The organism is Exiguobacterium sp. s145, assembly GCF_018618835.1.
GTDB classification, from domain to species: domain Bacteria; phylum Bacillota; class Bacilli; order Exiguobacteriales; family Exiguobacteriaceae; genus Exiguobacterium_A; species Exiguobacterium_A artemiae.
This window is the reverse complement of sequence record NZ_JACSMV010000004.1, coordinates 26,043-46,718: the sequence shown is the minus strand read 5'-3', so window position 1 is coordinate 46,718 and position 20,676 is coordinate 26,043. Positions and strand designations below refer to the sequence as shown.

Genomic DNA, 20,676 nt, shown 5'->3' with positions numbered 1-20,676 from the left:
AACTGAAGACTCATTTTGAAATGAAAACGTTTTCTTATATGCGCACACTCATCTTAACTTATCTATATAAGTTAAGTCAACAACTTATCTATATAAGTTTGGAGGCGCTTGAATTCAATTAAAAAAGACCGACTCGAAAGCCGGTCTTTTTTGATTGTATCGGTTTATATAGTAACAGTCAGATTGTCGGCAACAGTCTATTCAGGAAGATTGCAACGCCTCAAAGACGAAGTGGGACTGCTTCACATCCAAGTACTGACATTCATATTCGATCTGACCGTTATCCAGTTCGATCGCCTGAAGCGGTCGGACGGGAATCGGCTGTTGCTTCAAAATCAAAACGAGTTCAATCCCTTCATGAACAGGCAGATGTAGCGGGGAATAGAAGGAGACACTATGCATGGTCCCTTTGGAGACTGCGATATTTGTTCGACCGACGTGGATATCCTGTCCGTTCAACCGTTGAATCGTAATCGAAGCATCGATTGTCCGGGTGCTGATCGGAGAAGTCATCGCTTCCGTCGCTGCAATTTGCCGCCTACGCATCGCCTGTTCGAAATCTGCTTTTGGCAGGGGTTTACTGAACAGGTAGCCTTGAATAGTTGTACATTCGAGTCCCCGTAGGAAGTGAAGTTGTCCCATCGTCTCGACGCCTTCTGCGACGACATCCATTCCGAATTCCTTGGCCATGAAGAGGACACTCCGGACGACGGATTGCGTTTTTTTATCTTGGACCAACGTCGTCGCGAACTGCCGGTCAATCTTAATCGTGTCGATTGGATACTGTTGCAGGTAAGAAATCGACGAGTATCCTTTTCCGAAGTCATCGAGGGCGATCTTGATCCCCATTTGGCTGAGCATCTGAAGCGACTGTTGAATTTTACTGTTATCAAACAGGACATCGGTCTCGAGAATCTCGATTTCAAGCATGCTTGGGGAAACACCGAAGCGTTGGAGTGTCTCCTGGCAGGTCTCGGCAAAGTTTCCGTGAATCAGACGTTTGGGAGAAACATTGATCGAGACCGGAACGATCGGTAAGTCGGCAAGAATCCATTGGTTGATGTTCCGGCATGTTTCTTCGAGCACCCAGTCGGCGATCAGGATATGCATCTCGCTTTCCTCGGACAACGGGATGAAATCGTTTGGCGGAATCCGGCCCCAGTCCGGATGTTGCCAGCGGATCAATGCCTCGGCTCCGACGATCGTTCCGGACCAGGCGTTAACCTTCGGCTGGTACTCGAGGAACAGTTCATTCCGGCGGATAGCTGTCCGGATACTTTTTTGAAGCTGATGGCGCCGGTAAGTCTCGATATTGAACGTCGAGGAATAGACGCTGTATTCATTCACACGGGCCCGACCGAGAGCGATGCTCGCTGTTTTGACAAGGTCTTCCGCCGAATCCGCATCTTCCGGAAAACGGCTCACACCGATGCCGATTGACGGGTACCATTCATAGGAATCGATGACGATCTTTTGTTTGGACAGTTCAATCAATTGTTCACAAATCTTGTTGATCGAACATTCTTCGACGACGTTCGGGAACAGGACGATGTATTCGTCACCGTACAGATGTCCGAAGTAAGAAGCGCCAGGAAGTTGATGCAAGAGTTGAGTCGCCGTTTTTGACAACCACTTATCCCCGATTGCATAACCGAAATCATGATTGATGTCTTGAAGCGTGTTATAGCTGACCGTCAACACGCTGAATGTCGGATATGTCTTAATCCATTGTCCGATTTTCTCGAGAACCAGTGTCCGGTTCGGCAGCCCCGTCACGCGGTCATGCATGGCCAGCTGAAAGATTTTCTCTTCCTGCTGTTTTAACCGGGTGATGTCCTGAATGACACTTTGAAAGGCGGAAACGATACCTTTTGGGTTGCAGATCGGCGTCCGGTTTTCTAACACCCAGTACAATATTCCATCGTGTTGGATCCGGTACGAGAGTTCGATTTCATGGTTGGCGAGGATACGCTGATGACTCGCTTCGACTTTCGAACGGTCTTCTTCCAAAATCAAATCCGTTTCCCAGGTTCCTTCCGTGCCTTCATAGTGATGAAGGATGCCGGAAAAAATCTTCTCGAAGCCGCGTGTATGAAAAATGATTGTCTTTTCCGTGAAATCGTAACGGTAGATGGCACTGGTCGAGACTTGTTGGAACGTCAGCAACTTTTCCTTTTCATCATGAAGTTGTTTATCAAGCAATTTATGCTCGGACAAGTTATAGATGACGCATGTCAGCTCCGCCTGTTCGTTCGCGCCGGTCCGGCGGAAGGCGCACCGGCAAAAGACATCCTGAAATCCGTGTTGCGGATGGATGACACGGGTTTCGATATCGAGCGAAGGAAGAAGACGGTTGGCTTTCAGCAAATCGAGAAATTCCCGGAATTCCTGCTGATGTGCAGGATCGATCCGTTGAAACAGTTCCTGTTTGGACAACGTCTTAATCTGGTCCGGTGAAACACTAAACAGTTCGGCGAATGAATCGGACGCACGTAACAAACAGCCGTCTTCATTAAAAGCGGCAATGGCGATACCGGGAAGCGTTTCGACCAATTGTTGATCGAACTGAATCGCATCCATCTGTTGTTTCATGACGCGGCTTGTCGTCAAGTCACGAATGATTCCGTAGGCCCCGACAATCAAGTTGTTTGAAAAAATCGGGATGTTGACGATTTGCATCTCAAGATACTGTCCGTTGACATGACGAACGCGGATCGCATAGGTCTCACTGCTCCCGGACATGACTTTCTGAAAATGTTGCAGCGTCGTCTCTTGGTCCTCCGGATGAACAAAAAAACTGAAATGGTTCATTAAATCGCGTCCTGTATATCCGAGCAGCAAAGAGGTTTTATCGTTCAGACGTGTCACACGTCCGGTCGGGTCAAGGGTAAAAATCGCATCTGGATGGTTTTCCATGAAATGTTCGTCGATGACGGAGACATCCTGCCCACGTTTTAGTAAAGTATGTAATCCTTTCTTAAATGGCAAAGGTAAAACCTCCAGTTGAAAAATATATGAAACTGCCTAAAATTTGACTTCTTTTTTCTATAATATAACATTCAAATGAAAGAGTGAATGATTCCTTAAAAAAAGAGAGAACGGAATTTAAATCCGCTCTCCCATAGTTCTGTTTAAATGTGTGTTCGTTTTTTTGCTCAGCGGCGTGCGATATCGGTGAATTGGAACTTATCCAGCCGGTGACGCGACTGCGTCCGTTCGAAATGCTGTCCCTCGTAAAAATACGTGTCATTCGTAATGACGATGACGTGGGAGGTGCCTTCGAGGTCAAGATACTGCTGATCTTCTGCCGTCGCGGATTGGGCTTCGATTTTTCGTTTGGCATAGCTGATCTGCCGTCCGAGAGTCTGTTCGATGTATGCATAGATCGATGCGCCGGCAATTTCTTTCGTCAGACCGGGGACGAGGGATGTCACGAACAGGTTGATATCAAAGATGACCCGTTCCCCGTCAATCGTCCGAACCCGTTTGACCTGTGTTAGTGATGTGCCGGGTGTGACATGAAACAACTGTGCCATTTCCTCGGCCGCTTCGATCAGGTCGCAGGAGATGACCTCCGTCTTGACATCATGTCCAGTCATTTGCCGGTTGGCTTCCGAAAAGCTGACGATGCCGTTGAACTGAAAGGCAATCGCGTCCTGGCTGAGGACGAAGACGCCTTTGCCCTGGTGTTTGCGGACGAAGCCTTTGTCCTGTAAGGCATCAATCGCCTTTCGGACCGTCCCGCGACTGGCACCGAATTCCTGCATTAATTCCGTTTCGGAAGGGAGTTTTGTTTCGGTCGGTAACGTTCCGTCCTGGATCCGGTCGACCAATTGTTGATAAATCTGAAGATATTTGGGCATGATCGATTCCGTCCTTTTTCACAAGTATTGGGGATAGTGTAGCACGGAATTAACGTTTCCACCCAATCATCCGACGATATGAACTGAAAGCGGGCCAAGCGAGAATCGCGACGGCAAGCCAGTAGAGAAATTGATTTTCAGACGAGATGATACCGATGATGGCAGCGAGTAAAACAGTCGTATAGACAGAAAACACGATGATCAACAGCGGATGAATCTTCGGAAAAACCGTGAAACGACCAAGACGTTCGTTTTCGCTTCGGACATAAAGCAGACTGCCGAAGCTGACCACGACGACAAGCAAGACGAAGTTGAATACGAGCGCACTGGTTAACTGTTCTTCTTGGAACAACAAGGTAAACGGAGAAGCTATCGTCGTCAGGAAATCGAATGACGAATCCTGCTCTTCTGCAAGGCCGAAACCAAGCGTCGTGATGGCAACGACCGCAAAAAAGGTCAAGTAGTTTAAAAACAAGAAGAACAGACCGAGCAGCAACTGACCGATGACATCACCGGCAATCGTTCCCGCGAGTAAAAAGATGCTGAAGACGACGAGGTCGAACAGGAAATAGGACACGAAGTCGAGTGCCAGGCCGGACAAGCTGACATAGTCAAAAGGATGAATGCCGCCGAGTCCTTGTAAAATCAGCCAGCTGAAGAAGAAACCGATGATCGGCAGAATCAGCAGGACCGCGACACCAAGACCCCACTTGATCCAGTAGAGCGTTTTTTTATTGACCGGCAGCGCATGGAGCATTAAACTCCGGCCGCTTCCCCGTTCTTTGCCGAGGATTAAAATCGCGAAGACAGCCATCAAAATCGCACCGAACCCGGCAAAACTCGGACTAACGAGTACAGACTGGATGATTTCGGTTTCTGCGCCGCCGTATGTACCGAAGTTATCGATGACCGTATAACTGCCGAAGCCGTAACTGAAGACGGCGAGCAGGAAAAGGGATGCGAGTGGCCAGATGCCTTGCTTGATATGATAACGGATCAGTTGTTTATACATGTTGATCGCCTCCGAACGTTCCTAAAAAGTAATCTTCGAGTTGGACAGGTAATGCATCCTTTAGTAACGGATTCGTGTTATCGACGTAGGCAGCACCAGCTTCTGAGCGGACGATCAGCGTGACGACCCGACCGGTCTGCGATAAGACGTGGACGTCATGATGTTGGAAATCCGGGACCGTCTCGTAGGCGAGCTGCCATTTCTGCATGCTCGATTTTGCATCTTCGAGTGTTTGCGGTTCTTTGACGAGGTGTTGTTCGATCGTCATGATCCGGTCGGCCAGTGAATCGAGTTCCTCCAACTGGTGGGACGCGATCAGGACGGCGGTTTGACGTTCAGCAAGCAACGTCACGAGTTGTTTTAAGTAGTTTCGTTTATTGATCCGGTCCAGTCCGTCCGTCGGTTCATCAAGCAGCAGGACCGGTGCGTTCGTCGCGAACCCCAGCTGCAGTAAAAACAGTTGCGCCTGACCTTTCGAGAGCGATGTGACACGCCGTCCGCGATCGAGATTCAACGTGCGGCAATAGTTTTCAATAAAAGTCCGCTCAAAATTCGGATAAAACGCATTGTAAAAGCCAATCAATTCGCCTAGTGTCATCTGGCGATAGACCCCGAGTGAATCCGGGACTAAAAACAGATGCTGCCGGGCTGCCGGAACGTGATGGATCGACTGCTGGTTCCATTCGACTTTTCCGCGCGACGGTTCAAGTGCTCCGACGAGTGTCTTCATTAATGTCGTCTTTCCGGCACCGTTTCGTCCGATCAATGCCGTGATCGTTCCGGCCGGTAACGTGAACGAGGCGTTTTCATAAATCATTTTGGAATCAATCTGTTTGGTCAGGTGAGACACGGTCAACATGATGAATCCTCCCTTGTTTGAATAAGTAGTTGATACAGATCTGCATTGGATATCGATAATTCATCGGCTACAGCGCACAGTGTCTGCACATGCGGCTGAATCGCCGCCTGTTTGACCCGTTCAATCGGCAGGTCGGAAATGAACGACCCTTTGCCGCGCATCGTGACGATGAAGTTCTGACTTTCGAGTTCCTGATAGGCACGGGAAACGGTATTCGGATTGACGAGTAACGTGCTCGCCAGTTCGCGGACGGACGGCATCTGTTCGCCGGACCGAAGCAATCCACGGGCAATCGCACGGATGATTTGGGCGACCAGCTGCTCATAAATCGGCAACGAACTTTTAGGGTCAACCGTAAACATTCGATGACCTCCTTAAGTGTATTAATTCAATTAGTACACTAATTATAGGGAATTCTATCCAGTCCGTCAATAGGTGAGGAATTAAGAAGGAACACTTCTAAAAGGAAGAAATGTTTCTTCAGCGTAACGTATCTTTAAATATTTGCTATACTGACGACAGAAGAATCATCAGGAAGGATGACCGAAAATGTTAGAGCGATTAAGTGCGTTAGAGGACCGCTACGAAAAATTAAATGACCTGCTGGCGGATCCAGCCATCATTAAAGATACGAATCAATTGCGTGAGGTGTCGAAGGAGCAGTCGCAACTGGCACCGACTGTCGAAGTGTACCGTGTCTACCGCGACAAGATGGAGGCGTATCAGGAAGCGCGTCAGATGCTGACCGACCCGGAGATGCGCGATCTTGCCAAAGAAGAAGTCGCCGTGCTGGAACCGGAGATCAAGGAACTCGAGACGAAGCTGAAAGCACTGCTCCTGCCGAAAGATCCGAACGACGACAAAAACGTCATCGTCGAAATCCGCGGCGCGGCAGGCGGCGACGAAGCGGCGTTATTTGCCGGTGACCTCTTTAAGATGTACTCGAAGTTTGCCGAAAAACAGAACTGGAAAATCGAGATCATCGATGCCAGTTATACGGAGCTCGGCGGCTACAAGGAAATCATCTTCATCGTCAAAGGAACGGGAGCCTACTCGAAACTGAAATACGAGAATGGCGCGCACCGCGTCCAGCGTGTTCCGTCAACGGAGTCAGGCGGACGGATTCATACGTCAACGGCGACCGTCGCCGTCTTGCCGGAAGCGGAAGATGTCGAGGTCGAGATTCATGACAAGGATGTCCGTGTCGATACATTCACATCGAGCGGACCGGGCGGGCAATCGGTCAATACGACCCAGTCGGCGGTTCGCGTAACGCACGTCCCGACCGGCATCGTCGCCAGCTGTCAGGATGAGAAGTCACAAATCAAAAATAAAGAAAAAGCGATGAAGGTATTACGGGCCCGTGTTTACGACAAGATTCAACGCGAGCAGCAGGCCGAGTACGATGAAAAACGGAAATCGGCGGTCGGCACGGGTGACCGGTCGGAACGAATCCGGACGTATAACTTCGCCCAAAACCGTGTCACCGATCACCGGATCGGTCTGACGATTCAAAAACTCGACCGGATTCTCCAGGGCGAGATGGATGAAGTCATCGATACCCTTGTGATGGAGTATCAGGCCCGAGCATCGGAGGCGGCGAACTGATGCGGATCGCAAAACGTCTCAATCAAGCACAAACGATGCTCGTGACGGCAGGACGCGAGGCCTCGAGTGCCGAATGGTTACTTATGCACGTTTTACAGGTCGACCGGACCGGATTATTGATCCGCCTGTCGGACGAACTCGAGCCGGAACAGGACCTGTTGTTCAGTGAATATTTATTGGCGCATTTAAATGGTGTCCCGGTTCAGCATTTGATCGGATATCAACCGTTTTACGGACGAAATTTCCGTGTGTCACCGGCCGTTCTCATTCCGCGCCCGGAGACGGAGGAATTGATTGAATTCGTGACGGGACGCCTGCAGGGCGAAACGTTCCAACCGGGGGAAATCGTCGATATCGGCACCGGCAGCGGCGCAATTTGTCTGACGCTTGCGCTTGAACTCGGACAACCGGTCACGACGGTCGATATTTCACCGGAAGCCATTGCGGTGGCAAAGGAAAATCAACAGACGCTTGGAGGAGAGGTCACCTTTTTGGAAGGTGACTTACTGGCACCGCTTGCTGACCATTCGGTCCGGGTGCTGGTCTCGAATCCCCCTTATATTGAAGAAGATGAATTGCTCAGTGACGTCGTGTTTGATCATGAACCGCACCTTGCTTTATTTGGCGGGAAAGACGGACTTGTATTCTACCGCCGCCTGCTTGAAGATAGCGCACGTGTCTTACGCGATGATTTTCGTCTGATTGCGTTCGAAATCGGACACAATCAGGGACAAGAAGTGCAAATGATGTTAAAAAAACGTTATCCAACTGTAGAAACGGGTATTTTAAAAGATATAAACGGTAAAGACCGTATCGTGTATGCGGAACGAAAGGATTGTCCAGAGTGAAGACGGAAATGATTCAGCAGGAGACATTAGAGGAAGCGGTACGACTATTACAGGAAGGTGAGGTCGTCGCGATTCCGACGGAGACCGTCTATGGTCTTGCGGGAGATGCGACGAGCGAAACGGCCGTTCGGCGAATTTTCGCCGCGAAGGGTCGACCTTCCGACAATCCGTTGATTGTCCATGTCGCATCCGTCGAACAGGCAAAGCAGTTCGTCACTCATATTCCGGATGTCGCGGCGCAATTGATGGATACGTTTTGGCCAGGTGCCTTGACGATCATTTTAGAATCAAACGGGCGTGCATCCTCACTCGTCACCGCAGGACTGGATACGATCGGATTACGGATGCCGGACCATCCGCTGGCGCTTCAGTTGATTGAAGCGACCGGACTGGGTCTAGCAGCACCAAGTGCCAACCGTTCCGGAAAACCCTCACCGACGTCATCTGCGCACGTCGCACATGACCTCTCGGGCCGCATCGCCGCAATCGTCGATGGCGGGGAGACCGGAATTGGTGTGGAATCGACGGTCATCGACTGTACCACGAATCCACCGGTGATTTTACGACCGGGCGGTGTGACGCGGGAACAGATCGAATCTGTCATCGGGAACACGGCACTTGATCCTGCCTTATCGATGAAGGATCAGACACCGAAGGCACCAGGGATGAAGTACACGCATTATGCACCGGAAGCCACTTTATCCGTTGTCGCGGGTGACCTCTCATTCCTGCAGCAACTCATCGATGAAGCACGCCAAAATGGACAAAAGACAGGCGTCATTCTCTTTGACGGAGAAGACATCGAAGCCGATGTCCGTTGTTTCCTAGGAACAACGATGGAAACAGCTGCGCAGCGTCTTTACGATTGTTTACGGCGATTTGATCAGACGACAGTAGATCAGATTTTTGTACGGGACCTATCAGAAGAAGGGGTTGGGCTAGCAGTCCGGAATCGGCTCCACAAGGCAGCAGGTGGTCGGATCATTCGCCCGTAAAGAAGGAGGATACTGAGATGAGCACACGTCGTGTATTGTTTATCTGTACAGGAAACACATGCCGTAGCCCGATGGCAATGGCATTATTACGCTCAAAAGTGGCCGATCAAGAATTCGATGTCCGCTCTGCCGGTCTGCGTTCGATGCAAGGGTTTGATACTTCCGAAAACGCCTTACAGGTCTTACGGGAGCGCGGAATCGAACTCGAGCACTATACGCAAGTCTTTGACGACGTCCTCGGGCGTTGGTCGGATATCATCTTGACGATGACACGCAGTCATAAACAGGAAGTCGGCGAACGGTACCCGGAACTGAAAGACCGGACGTTTACGCTGTACGAGTATGTGACCGGCCTTGAACGGGATATCAATGATCCGTACGGCGGATCGATGAACGTCTACCGGCAGGTCCGAAATGAACTCGAACCCCTCGTCAACCGTCTTGTGTTAAAATTGACGCAGAACGGAAACGGAAGAAAAGCACCGGACAACCGGAAACTTCCGAAAAAACAACCTAAACAAACGGGGGAATAGTAACGATGAAAGTAGCAATTGGAGCAGACCATGGTGGTTTTAAGTTAAAAGCAGAACTGAATGAACTCTTACAGGAGCTCGGAATTGATTATACGGACTTCGGCACGTATTCATCCGAATCAATCGATTATCCGGACGTCGCGATTCCGGTCGCGGAAGCAGTTGCGAACGGTGAATTCGACCGCGGGATTTTAATTTGCGGGACCGGCATCGGAATCGGAATCGCGGCGAACAAAGTCAAAGGCATCCGCGCGGCGCTCGTCCATGATACGTTTAGCGCAAAAGCGACACGTCAGCATAACAACTCGAACATCCTGACGATGGGCGAACGTGTCATCGGACCGGGCCTTGCGCGTGACATCGCGAAAATCTGGCTCGAGACGGAATTCGAAGGTGGACGTCACGAAAACCGTGTCTGCAAAATCTCAGATTATGAGGTGAAGTAAATGGATTTGGAACAAATCAAACAGGATCTCGAAGCCTCGTTGACGGAATTGAATGAACGTTTCCCGTTAAAAGGAAAGTTGCTTGTCATCGGCTGTTCGACAAGTGAAGTCATCGGGAAACAAATCGGGAAAGCGGGTTCACCCGAAGTCGCAGAAGCGTTGTTCGATGTCTTTGATACGTTCCGCCGTTCGCATCAGGTCGATCTGGCGTTTCAAGGCTGTGAGCACATCAACCGTGCTTTGACTTTGGAGCGGCAGATCGTCGAACGGCTCGGTCTCGAAGCCGTGACGGTTGTTCCGGTTCCGGAAGCCGGCGGTTCGATGGCGAGCGTCGCGTATCAGCGTTTTTCGGCACCGGTCGTCGTCGAAGCGATCCAGGCCGATGCCGGCATCGATATCGGCGATACGTTCATCGGGATGCACTTGAAACATGTGGCGATTCCCGTCCGTCTGCCGCACCGCGAAATCGGTGAGGCACATATGACGGCTGCCGTGACGCGACCGAAACTGATTGGTGGCGCGCGCGCTAAATACGAATGATTTGCGCAAGGGGTTGCACTCCCCTTGCTTTTTTAATGGATTTTTAGAGGGTGCCCGCAAGAGATTATTCGTGTTAAGATAGGTTTATCGAAATGAATGGGGGAATTCAGATGGAACAAACACCACTAACGTATCTGAAACAGCAAGATGAGGAACTCTTTTCGGCTATGCGCAAGGAACTAGGACGTCAACGCGATAACATCGAGTTGATTGCGTCAGAAAACTTTGTCTCACAAGCGGTCATGGAAGCTCAAGGCAGCGTGCTGACGAACAAATACGCTGAAGGTTACCCGGGTCGTCGTTATTACGGCGGTTGTGAGTTCGTCGATTTAGCGGAAAACTTGGCACGTGATCGTGCGAAGGCCATTTTTGGAGCAGAACACGTTAATGTTCAGCCGCACTCAGGTGCCCAGGCCAACATGGCAGTCTACTTCACGATTCTCGATCAAGGCGATACGGTCCTCGGGATGAACCTCTCCCATGGTGGTCATCTGACACACGGCAGTCCTGTGAATTTCTCCGGTGTTCAATACAACTTCGTCGAGTACGGCGTCGATCCAGAAACAGAGATGATCGATTACGATGTCGTCGCGAAGCTTGCGGAAGAACACAAACCAAAACTGATCGTTGCGGGAGCATCGGCTTATCCGCGCGTGATTGACTTCAAACGATTCCGTGAAATCGCGGACAGTGTCGGTGCCTACTTGATGGTCGACATGGCCCACATCGCGGGACTCGTTGCAGCAGGTCTGCATCCGAACCCGGTCGAACATGCCCACTTCGTCACGACGACGACGCACAAGACGCTTCGTGGACCGCGCGGTGGAATGATTCTTTGTAAAGAAGAGCATGCGAAAGCCATCGATAAATCGATTTTCCCGGGAATCCAAGGCGGACCGCTCATGCACGTCATCGCAGCGAAAGCCGTTGCCTTTGCGGAAGCATTAGCACCTGACTTCAAGGAGTACATCGAGCAAGTCGTGGCCAACGCAAAAGTCCTCGGCGAAGAGTTGACGGCACGTGGATTACGGATCGTCTCTGGCGGTACGGACAACCACCTGCTGCTCGTTGATCTCCAACCGCTTGGTATCACGGGCAAGCTGGCAGAGCATGCGCTGGACGAAGCCGGTATCACGGTCAACAAAAACACGATTCCGTTTGATCCGGCGAGCCCGTTCGTCACGAGTGGGATCCGGATTGGAACAGCGGCAATGACGTCGCGTGGATTCAAAGAATCCGAGATGAAACAAATTGCAGAACTGATCGAACTTGTTCTGAAAAATCCGGAAGATCAAGAAACACTGACAAGTGCCCACAAGCAGGTCCTGGCCTTGACAGGTCGTTTCCCGCTTTATCCGGAACGCGGTTAAGTTTTAAGCGTACAATCACCACCTCGACCTTTTCGATTGATGAGAAGTGCGGGGTGGTTTTTTGATGACCTTCAGCTAATCGGAAAGGAAGTGAAGGATGATGAAGATTTTAGTCGTAGAAGACGATTTACATATTCAGCGACTGGTTAGGGAGACACTTGAAGCGGACGGCCATCAGATTGTCGCGACGGCGGACGGGAACGAAGCAGCCCGGTGGATGAGTCATCAACTGTTCGAAGCCGCCGTGCTGGATGTGATGGTGCCGGGACGAACCGGTTTTGAACTGTGTACCTTGTTGCGGGAAAGTCAGGAAATTCCGATTTTGATGCTGACGGCTCTCGGAGAACTGACCGATAAACGTGACGGCTTTTCAGCCGGCGCCGATGATTACATCACGAAACCGTTTGATCCGGAAGAACTAGTGTTTCGTCTGCATGCCGTAGCCCGGCGTTATCAAAAAGCCGTCGTCCCGATCATGCAGTTCGGTGAAGTCGTAATCGATAAACAGAGTCAGCAGCTGACGATTGGAACGACCCGGTTGACGATTCCCCGCCGTGAGTTCGAATTGTTGCACCAACTGGCGAGCTTTCCGGGACGGGTCTTCAGCCGCGAAGAACTGATTGAACACGTTTGGGGGCTCGATTTCATGGGAGACGACCGGACGATTGACGTCCATATCAAGCGGTTGCGTGCCCGTTTACAACAGACGGATGCGATCACGATTCAGACAGTCCGTGGTCTCGGATACCGGTTAGAGGTGAAATCATGAAGTCGTTATATGTCAAAATCGTCGGCCTCGTCTGTCTGGTCCTGCTCGTCTCGGCGTTGATTGCCTTATTGATCAGCAATGTCTTGTATTACACGGTTTGGCAAGCTTCTTACAGCCAGAAGGTCGAAGAAGCGGTCGAGACGTCGTTCGCGTATTACGAACAGCATGGGGACCGGCGTGTTGACTCATTTTACGAGATGCTCAGTGCGACCGGCTTTCAACTCTATGTCGTGTCGGAATCCGGACAGGTCAAGCGGTACGGGAATCCGTTCCGTAATGAGACAATCGCACCTGAGATCCTTCGATCGGTGCAGGACGGACAGGTCTATCAGGGGATGCGGGACTACCCGTTCCATTTGTTCCTGCTCGGATTGTTTGATAACGAAGTCATCAATACGTACGGAACGTCCTTACAAACGGCTGCAGGGACAGACGCCGTATTCATCCGTCCGGACTTAAGCCGGCAGATTCGGGAGCTGCATCTGTTCGTCGGTGCGTTCCTGGCATTACTCGTTCTGCTCAGTTTTCTGCTGCTGATTTTCTCAATCCGTTACCTGGTGCGTCCGATCAAACGATTGACGATGGCGACGGAACAGATGACGGCCGGGGATTACTCGATTTCGGTCGCGACGGCCGGACAAGATGAGATTGGAGAGTTATCACGGCGGTTTGACGAGATGGCGCAGGCCGTCGCGAAGTCGGACGCGGAACGTAAAGCATTCGTCGCCAATGTCTCGCACGAATTCCAGTCGCCGCTGACGACAATCAGAGGATACGCGGAGCAGCTCGAACGGTCTGCTGAAACGGAAGAGCGTCTGAAGTTACGGACGATCGGACAGGAAGCGACCCGGATGGCCGAGTTGACCCGTCAATTACTGACTTTGGCCCGGCTCGATGAAGGGCGACCGCTTAAACGACAGCCGATTCAGCTCGTCCAATCCATTCAGGCGACACTGGAGACGCTTCGTTACCAGTTGGATGAACGGGGTATGGCCGTTGCGCTTGAGGCATCGGATGAGCCGGTGATTCTGGCGGATGAGTTGGCGCTAGAACAGATTTTTCAAAATCTGATTCGAAATGCCTTACATGTCTCAGCGGAAGGCGATTTGATTACGATTCAAGTCGATACCCAAGCCGAATCGGTCCTTGTGCGGATCAAGGATCAAGGACCGGGTATGACGGAAGAAATGATCAGCCATGCCTTCGAACGATTTTATCAGGGCGATACGTCACGGGGGACGAGTGGGGCCGGTCTCGGACTGGCGATCGTCAAGGAGACGGTTGATCAATTAAAAGGACAGATTCGGATCGAGTCGATTCCCGGTACAGGGACGACGATTGTCCTGACTTTTTTTAAGTAAGACGGAGTCGTTCATGTTCCGTTCATCTTCGCCCGCTACAATCAAATCTGTAACGTATAAACAGGAGGGATGACAGATGAAGATGGGATGGCGTGAATTGATTCGGATGCGGCAACGGTTCTTCTTGATGGCAATCGTGACGACGTTGATCGTCTTGTTGATTTTGATGATTTCCGGACTGGCCGATGGACTGGCATATGACAATGGAGCAATTGTCCGTAACTTGCCGATCGAGCAGGTTGCCTTGAGTAAGGATGCGGAAGGGCAGCTGACACGATCCTTTTTAGAGCGGACGGATCAACCGGTGGCAACGGAAGCACTAGGTGTACAAAACATGGTGCTCGAAAAAAGGAATGGAACAAAAGACGATGTGACCGTGTTCGCTTCTCCGAGTGATACGCGTTACGGACCGCGTCAACTGGCGGACTTAAAGGACGGACAGGTGTTGGTCGATCAACAGTACGCTGAACAGAGCGGTACGAAAGTCGGTGATTCGGTCACGGACTTCCGGACGAAACAGACGTTCGAAATCGTCGGTACGGTCAACGACGGACGCTACAGCCATGCACCGGTCGTCTGGATGACGCTTTCGACATGGGACGACTGGCAACAGCAGATGGGGACGGATTATGTCTCTGCCTTCATCAGCGGGAAACCGATCAAAACTACGCTTGCGACGTATACGAAACAGCAAATCGTTGAACAGGTACCGGGTTACGCGGCGGAACAAAACTCGTTCCAGATGATGCGGCTCGCTCTGATCGTCATCGGTTCGTTGATTTTGACGGCCTTCTTCTACATCTTGACGATGCAAAAGATGAAACAACTCGGTATCCTGAAAGCAATCGGGATTCGGACGCGGACGATTGGGCAAGGACTCGTCCTGCAGGTATTTTTGCTGACGGTCGTCTCGTTTTCAGTCAGTCTGTTGTTGACTTGGACGGCCGGACAACTGTTACCGGACGATTTACCATTCCGCTTTGAATGGACGACCAGTCTGCTGTACGGTGGATTGATCATCGTGACAGCACTACTCGGTGGTCTGATTCCGTTGCGTGCTTTGAGAAAACTGGAACCGGCGGATGCGATGGGAGGAATGACAGGATGATAAAGCTGACGGAGGTCGAACAAACGTATGGGGCGATGAAAGTGCTGCAACATGTCTCATTTGAAGCAAAAGAAGGAGAGTTGATTGCACTTGTCGGACCAAGCGGCAGCGGGAAAAGTACATTACTCCAGCTGCTTGGTCTTCTGCAGACCCCGTCCGGAGGAAAGATCCAGTTTGATGACCTACTCCTGCAGGACACGTCGGATGAACAAAGACGACAAATGCGACTGCTCGAAATCGGCTTCATCTTTCAGGAATCCCACCTCGTGCCCTTTTTAACCGCAGCGGAACAACTGGAGCTTGTCGCGGAAGAAGCCGGTCACACCATCGATGCGGCGACCCATCTTGAAGTGTTCGGATTACGTGACCGCGCCGACCATCTTCCGCAAGCATTATCCGGCGGAGAACGGCAACGGGTTGCGATTGCCCGGGCGCTTGTCAATGATCCGCGTCTTGTCTTAGCGGACGAACCAACCGCGAGCCTCGACTATACGAATGCTCGACAGGTGATGGAGTTGTTGCAGCGACAGGCACATGAGCACGGCAAGACGGTCATCGTCATCACCCATGACGAACGGATGCTGACGTATTGTGACCGTGTCTTACGGATGGAAGATGGACAGATTCAAGAAATCAATTAAAACAGGATACTGCTCTGACTTTTGTTTTCGCACTAAAAATAAAAGTTAGAGCAGTATTTTTGATATACTTAACTGAATACGAATAATTTAAGGGTGGATTTAAACGATGGACTTATCTAAATTCATACGGTCGGAACTAGAGACGATTAATACGGCACACATTACGAAATGGTTGGAAGATAAAAGTTTATCAAAACGTGACTATAAACGATTGGTTGAAGATTTTAAAGCCATTGTCATCATGGAACAAGCCGGTTTTTATGAACAGGCCGATGCACGGTTCATGCAGTGGAAACCTCTTCCGTTACCGGCGGAGATTTACCGTTACCGATTGGCGATTGCAGGAAAAATCGGTGGGAAACGATTGGCCCGAAAACGTTTTTCGGCATATCCTTCTGTTGTACAAAATCATTCGCAACTGAAGTCATGGAAAAAAATTCTTCGGAGCAATCCGTTGTGGTTAGGTGGATTAGTCGTAGCCGGCCTATTAGCAGTCGGCATTACGCAAGTTGATTTTTCCGAGGAAGCTCCGCCTAAAAAAATTTCCGAACAAACGAGCGTTGAACAAAAGCTTGCAACTTTAGAAAAAGAAGTCGAACAGCTGAAACAAAAAAATGAGAAGCTGACGGCATCTGAAGAAAAAAAGACGGAAACAAAAAAAACTAAAGCCGATCAATCGAAAGAAACGGAACAAGAGGAGCCACAAGCGTCAACGAAGGGTCCTGAGCAGGCCCTTCAGGAGGCAGTTTCTTCCGTTCAGTCCAAAGAGTATGAAACGGCGAACCAATTGTTGACCGGAAAGGTCCTGACGAATAAAGAGACAGCCGGTATGGCACGTTTCTACAAACTGATTGCAGCCGGAAAGCTGAAGGAAACGAAACAAAGTGACTATCTGGCGTATCGGAATGATTTCCCGGAATCCGGTTACATGAGTGATGTCTTATGGATGCAGGCTGTTTACGAACAAAAAAATAAAGTCGGTAATTACAAAACTACATTACAGGAATTAGCGAAACAACCTGACAACGAATGGTCATATGCTGCGAAGGCAATCCTTCAAGGGAAGAGTACGCTGGGAGATTGATTCGAAGAAAACAGTTCCCAAGCAGTCGCTTTTTGGAGTACAATGCGAAAAGAGAATGGAGAGGAGATGCAAAACAATGAGTAAAGTACATGTATTTGATCACCCATTGATTCAGCACAAGATGACGATCATGCGTAAAGTCGAAACAGGAACGAAACAATTCCGGGAGCTTGTCGACGAAGTGGCTTCATTGATGGCATATGAACTCACACGCGACCTACCACTTACTGACGTTGAAATCGAGACACCGGTCACGAAAACGACGCAAAAAATGATCGAGGGCAAGAAACTGGGAATCGTTCCGATTCTTCGTGCAGGTCTTGGGATGGTGGACGGCATGCTTCGCATGATGCCGAACGTCAAAGTAGGACACATCGGTCTTTACCGTGATCCGGAAACACTTGAGCCGACAGAATACTATCTCAAATTACCGACAGACGTCGCAGAACGTGATTTCGTCGTCGTCGATCCAATGCTTGCGACAGGCGGTTCTGCTGCTGACGCAATCTCCTCTTTGAAAAAACAGGGTGCACAAAGCATTAAGCTGGCTTGCCTCTGTGCGGCACCTGAAGGCGTCAAACGCATTCAGGAAGAACATCCGGATGTCGATATCTATCTTGCGGCACTTGATGAGAAATTGAACGACCATGGTTATATCGTTCCCGGACTCGGGGATGCGGGTGACCGTCTGTTTGGTACAAAGTAATAAACAGAATGAAAGGCGCTTCCTGCGAAGGGAGCGTCTTTTTTTGTATGAGTTGCCACAAGTGCGGACTGCGCACGTGACGCGGAATATGTTTTAATGAAAACAGAAGCAAGAAGGAGGAAGTCCGTATGCCCATCAAAGTCATGCCGATTTTCGGCACACGACCGGAAGCCATCAAAATGGCACCGCTCGTCAACGTCTTAAAGAACAACCCTGCGTTTGACGTCCATGTCACGATTACGGCCCAACACCGGGAGATGCTCGATCAAGTCTTGGAGCTGTTCGAGATTACACCGGATCATGACTTGAACATCATGAAAGCGCGGCAGACCCTGGTCGATATCACGACACGCGGTCTCGAGGGACTCGATGCTGTCATGAAGGAAGTCAAACCGGATCTCGTCCTTGTCCACGGTGACACGACGACGACGTTCGTCGGCAGTCTCGCTGCCTACTACAATCAAATCGCTGTGGGACATGTCGAGGCCGGACTTCGTACATACAATAAGTACTCACCGTTCCCGGAAGAAGTGAACCGGCAATTGACCTCGACGCTGGCCGATCTGCATTTTGCACCGACCGAGCAGGCGGCAGCGAATCTGGCGTCTGAAAACAGACACGCGGGTGTTTTCGTGACCGGAAACACAGCGATTGATGCCCTGCAAACGACGGTCCAACCGGATTACGTCCATCCCGTTCTCGAACAAATCGGTTCGAAGCGACTTGTCCTGATGACGGCCCATCGGCGGGAAAATTTAGGTGCGAAGATGCACCAGATGTTCCGGGCGATCCGGCGTCTTGTCGACGACCATCCGGACATTCATATCGTCTATCCGGTTCATTTGAATCCTGTCGTCCAGGAAGCGGCGAGTGACGTATTCGGAGGACACGACCGCATCACCTTGATTCCGCCGCTCGACGTCTTTGACTTCCATAACTTTGCGAGCCGGGCGCACCTTATCTTGACGGATTCCGGCGGCGTCCAGGAAGAAGCTCCGTCACTCGGTGTGCCGGTTCTCGTCTTACGCGATACGACCGAACGTCCGGAAGGCGTTAAAGCGGGAACGCTGAAGCTGGCCGGAACGGATGAAGAAACAATCTATCGTCTCGCGAGTGAGTTGCTCGAAGACGAAGTAGCACATAACAAGATGGCCCAGGCTTCAAATCCTTATGGAGACGGTCATGCTTCTGAACGGATTGCGGCGGCAATTCTGGAACATTTTAATCAGGATGCGGCGTTTGAGCCGTTTAAAGTAGAGAACTGACGAAAGTATAGGCATACAGCAAAAGGACCGATGTCCCCGTCAAAAACGGAGGCCTCGGTCCTTTTTGGAATACAACAGAATTATCTGTTCCAAAGATGGACGTACGAACGATGTGTCAATAGGCGACGTGAACGTCCTCGTTTCATGCGACTCCTGCAGGAAAAAGCGCGTTTTTTTGCGCTGTTAGAGACAAACGAGACCCGGTTTCCTGACCACAGGGGCAGGAAAGCTGGCTTGTGTCTCGCCTGCGGAAAGCGCATGAGGAAGAGGACGGAACGCCTGTTAAGATAGTATGACGGTTATGTTTGGAAAAGAGACACTCCTCTTGTCGGAGAATAGTGAATTACGCCCAGTGTGACGGGCGGAGCAACCGTTCCGGCAGATGTGTCTTCGCGTCGCCTTGTGCCGCATTGACCTGCGCCTGTGTCAAAAACAACGCATCGGTCAAATCGGCACCGGCCAGCTGACAGTCCCGCAAATCGGCACCGAGGAAGTTGACGCCACGCAACCGACTGTTCGATAAGTTCGTCGCGAGTAAAAACTGGCCGCGGACACTAACGCCGGAGAAATCCTGTCCGGCAAGATTTTTTCCGATCCAGTCGCGGGGGAGCGGACGTCTGCTTGTCCCTGAGACCGGCGTTTGAACCAGTTCTTCGATTTGGGCAAGAAGCGGTAGAACGGTTGCCCTTACCTGATCGAGATCGAGTGCCGCCAGTTCTTCCGGAGAAGAGTGGGTCAGGGCATCGAGTTCGGCCAGCTTGTCCTCGAGCAAATGATGAATCGGGCGGGTGGCCGGCCGGATACCGTCTGTCAGGTACCACATCATTTCCTGCAGATGGACCATCTTCGGATAGAGGGCGTACATGACCGGTTTTGTCGTCTCATCGTACACGCCGGAAAATGTCACCTGCGAAATCTGTTGCCCGGCACCGAAGCAGTCATAGACGGTGCATCCTTTATAGCCGCTTGGACGCAGCCGGTCGTGAATCCGGCAGCGGTACTCGTTGTCTAAATTCCGGCAGGGTGTCGCTTCCGGTTTGTCGTGACCAAAATCGCTTGAAGCGGAAAACGCGAGGGCCGTACAACAAAGTCCGAAGCAATCCCCGCACTGAACACGAAAGCGTTCGGTTTCCATGAGGTTCACTTCCTTTTGATTGGTTCATGTCACTTCTTTTTACCATATGTAGCCAATCGTTTTCAAATCAAGGTAGATGAGTAAAAAAACAGTAGCCCACTACTGAAGCGGAAGGACTAAATGTATGATTTTTGTTAAAAAAAGAGCCGTATCATGACCTTGAAAATAGAAAGTCATCCGTGAATTTTTAAGCTGTGACAAGGGACACACGGAACGAATTGGAAACCATGCATCCGCTTTGTTACAAACAGATGTCAGAGGGGGTAAACCGTCCCATAAAGGAAGCGTTTACAAATGTGAACGAAAAATGTTTTTTCACAAAATCGACACAAATCAGATTTAGGTGACTTGTTTCTCATTTCAGAACACGATATAACGTTACTGTTCAAGGATTTTGTTCACCTAGTGAACCATCTCGATAAACGTTGATAATACTACATATTTTCTTCACATCTTCGTGAAAAGAGTGGCACGGGACACCTCTGTGAAAACCTTATCAATTGTTGATATACAATGGTTTTACGGCTCCATTT

20 protein-coding genes are annotated in these 20,676 nt (G+C 50.4%); 14 read left to right on the top strand and 6 right to left on the bottom strand.

Features of this window, described 5'->3' with window-relative positions:
• Positions 1-201: 201 nt before the first annotated feature.
• The 5 genes from KNQ07_RS06030 to KNQ07_RS06010 all read right to left on the bottom strand — a co-directional run bounded on the left by KNQ07_RS06030 (position 202) and on the right by KNQ07_RS06010 (position 6,096).
• Entirely contained in the window at positions 202-2,988 is a 2,787-nt protein-coding gene (locus tag KNQ07_RS06030; protein ID WP_214765415.1) for a sensor domain-containing protein, read from the bottom strand.
• A gap of 167 nt (positions 2,989-3,155) precedes the next feature.
• Entirely contained in the window at positions 3,156-3,866 is a 711-nt protein-coding gene (gene treR, locus KNQ07_RS06025; protein ID WP_376778100.1) for a trehalose operon repressor, read from the bottom strand.
• Between the two features lie 46 nt (positions 3,867-3,912).
• The gene (locus tag KNQ07_RS06020) at positions 3,913-4,875 is read right to left on the bottom strand and encodes a hypothetical protein (protein WP_214765412.1); all 963 of its coding nucleotides are present in this window, start codon (positions 4,873-4,875) and stop codon (positions 3,913-3,915) included.
• Positions 4,868-5,734 carry an ABC transporter ATP-binding protein gene (locus tag KNQ07_RS06015; protein WP_214765410.1) on the bottom strand — a complete coding sequence of 289 codons (867 nt, stop codon included), beginning with the start codon at positions 5,732-5,734 and terminating at the stop codon, positions 4,868-4,870. The genes KNQ07_RS06020 and KNQ07_RS06015 overlap by 8 nt, the downstream gene beginning before the upstream one ends.
• On the bottom strand, positions 5,728-6,096 hold the full coding sequence (locus tag KNQ07_RS06010) for a GntR family transcriptional regulator (RefSeq protein ID WP_214765408.1): 369 nt from the start codon (positions 6,094-6,096) through the stop codon (positions 5,728-5,730). Before KNQ07_RS06010 ends, KNQ07_RS06015 begins: the two co-directional genes overlap by 7 nt.
• A gap of 187 nt (positions 6,097-6,283) precedes the next feature.
• Between KNQ07_RS06010 and prfA the strand changes: the two genes are divergently transcribed.
• The 14 genes from prfA to wecB all read left to right on the top strand — a co-directional run bounded on the left by prfA (position 6,284) and on the right by wecB (position 19,008).
• A complete protein-coding gene (gene prfA, locus KNQ07_RS06005; RefSeq protein WP_214765406.1) occupies positions 6,284-7,342 on the top strand; it encodes a peptide chain release factor 1 in 1,059 nt (352 codons plus the stop codon).
• Positions 7,342-8,190: a peptide chain release factor N(5)-glutamine methyltransferase gene (gene prmC, locus KNQ07_RS06000; RefSeq protein WP_214765404.1), complete on the top strand. Its 849-nt coding sequence runs from the start codon at positions 7,342-7,344 to the stop codon at positions 8,188-8,190. The genes prfA and prmC overlap by 1 nt, the downstream gene beginning before the upstream one ends.
• Positions 8,187-9,185, top strand: a complete 999-nt coding sequence (locus KNQ07_RS05995) for an L-threonylcarbamoyladenylate synthase (protein ID WP_214765402.1) — start codon at positions 8,187-8,189, stop codon at positions 9,183-9,185. The genes prmC and KNQ07_RS05995 overlap by 4 nt, the downstream gene beginning before the upstream one ends.
• A 17-nt stretch (positions 9,186-9,202) precedes the next feature.
• Positions 9,203-9,718: a low molecular weight protein arginine phosphatase gene (locus KNQ07_RS05990; RefSeq protein WP_214765400.1), complete on the top strand. Its 516-nt coding sequence runs from the start codon at positions 9,203-9,205 to the stop codon at positions 9,716-9,718.
• A gap of 5 nt (positions 9,719-9,723) precedes the next feature.
• The gene (rpiB, locus tag KNQ07_RS05985; protein WP_012371559.1) at positions 9,724-10,164 is read left to right on the top strand and encodes a ribose 5-phosphate isomerase B; all 441 of its coding nucleotides are present in this window, start codon (positions 9,724-9,726) and stop codon (positions 10,162-10,164) included.
• Complete coding sequence (locus KNQ07_RS05980; RefSeq protein WP_214765398.1) at positions 10,165-10,704, top strand: TIGR01440 family protein; 540 nt, start codon at positions 10,165-10,167, stop codon at positions 10,702-10,704. It abuts the gene before it with no gap.
• A 110-nt stretch (positions 10,705-10,814) separates the two neighbouring features.
• On the top strand, positions 10,815-12,074 hold the full coding sequence (gene glyA, locus KNQ07_RS05975) for a serine hydroxymethyltransferase (RefSeq protein WP_214765396.1): 1,260 nt from the start codon (positions 10,815-10,817) through the stop codon (positions 12,072-12,074).
• 97 nt (positions 12,075-12,171) lie between these two features.
• Positions 12,172-12,843, top strand: coding sequence for a response regulator transcription factor (locus tag KNQ07_RS05970; RefSeq protein ID WP_251135972.1), 672 nt, complete (start codon positions 12,172-12,174; stop codon positions 12,841-12,843).
• The gene (locus tag KNQ07_RS05965; RefSeq protein ID WP_214765393.1) at positions 12,840-14,204 is read left to right on the top strand and encodes a HAMP domain-containing sensor histidine kinase; all 1,365 of its coding nucleotides are present in this window, start codon (positions 12,840-12,842) and stop codon (positions 14,202-14,204) included. The genes KNQ07_RS05970 and KNQ07_RS05965 overlap by 4 nt, the downstream gene beginning before the upstream one ends.
• Positions 14,205-14,280: 76 nt before the next feature.
• Positions 14,281-15,312: an ABC transporter permease gene (locus KNQ07_RS05960; RefSeq protein WP_214765392.1), complete on the top strand. Its 1,032-nt coding sequence runs from the start codon at positions 14,281-14,283 to the stop codon at positions 15,310-15,312.
• Positions 15,309-15,953: an ABC transporter ATP-binding protein gene (locus tag KNQ07_RS05955; RefSeq protein WP_214765390.1), complete on the top strand. Its 645-nt coding sequence runs from the start codon at positions 15,309-15,311 to the stop codon at positions 15,951-15,953. Before KNQ07_RS05960 ends, KNQ07_RS05955 begins: the two co-directional genes overlap by 4 nt.
• A gap of 106 nt (positions 15,954-16,059) precedes the next feature.
• Positions 16,060-17,037: a hypothetical protein gene (locus KNQ07_RS05950; protein WP_214765388.1), complete on the top strand. Its 978-nt coding sequence runs from the start codon at positions 16,060-16,062 to the stop codon at positions 17,035-17,037.
• A 76-nt stretch (positions 17,038-17,113) separates the two neighbouring features.
• Positions 17,114-17,743: a uracil phosphoribosyltransferase gene (gene upp / locus KNQ07_RS05945; RefSeq protein WP_012371551.1), complete on the top strand. Its 630-nt coding sequence runs from the start codon at positions 17,114-17,116 to the stop codon at positions 17,741-17,743.
• A gap of 128 nt (positions 17,744-17,871) precedes the next feature.
• Positions 17,872-19,008 carry a non-hydrolyzing UDP-N-acetylglucosamine 2-epimerase gene (gene wecB, locus KNQ07_RS05940; RefSeq protein ID WP_214765386.1) on the top strand — a complete coding sequence of 379 codons (1,137 nt, stop codon included), beginning with the start codon at positions 17,872-17,874 and terminating at the stop codon, positions 19,006-19,008.
• A 343-nt stretch (positions 19,009-19,351) separates the two neighbouring features.
• Here wecB and KNQ07_RS05935 read toward each other — a convergent pair whose 3' ends face one another.
• Positions 19,352-20,143, bottom strand: coding sequence for a pentapeptide repeat-containing protein (locus KNQ07_RS05935; protein WP_214765384.1), 792 nt, complete (start codon positions 20,141-20,143; stop codon positions 19,352-19,354).
• Positions 20,144-20,676 lie beyond the last annotated feature (533 nt).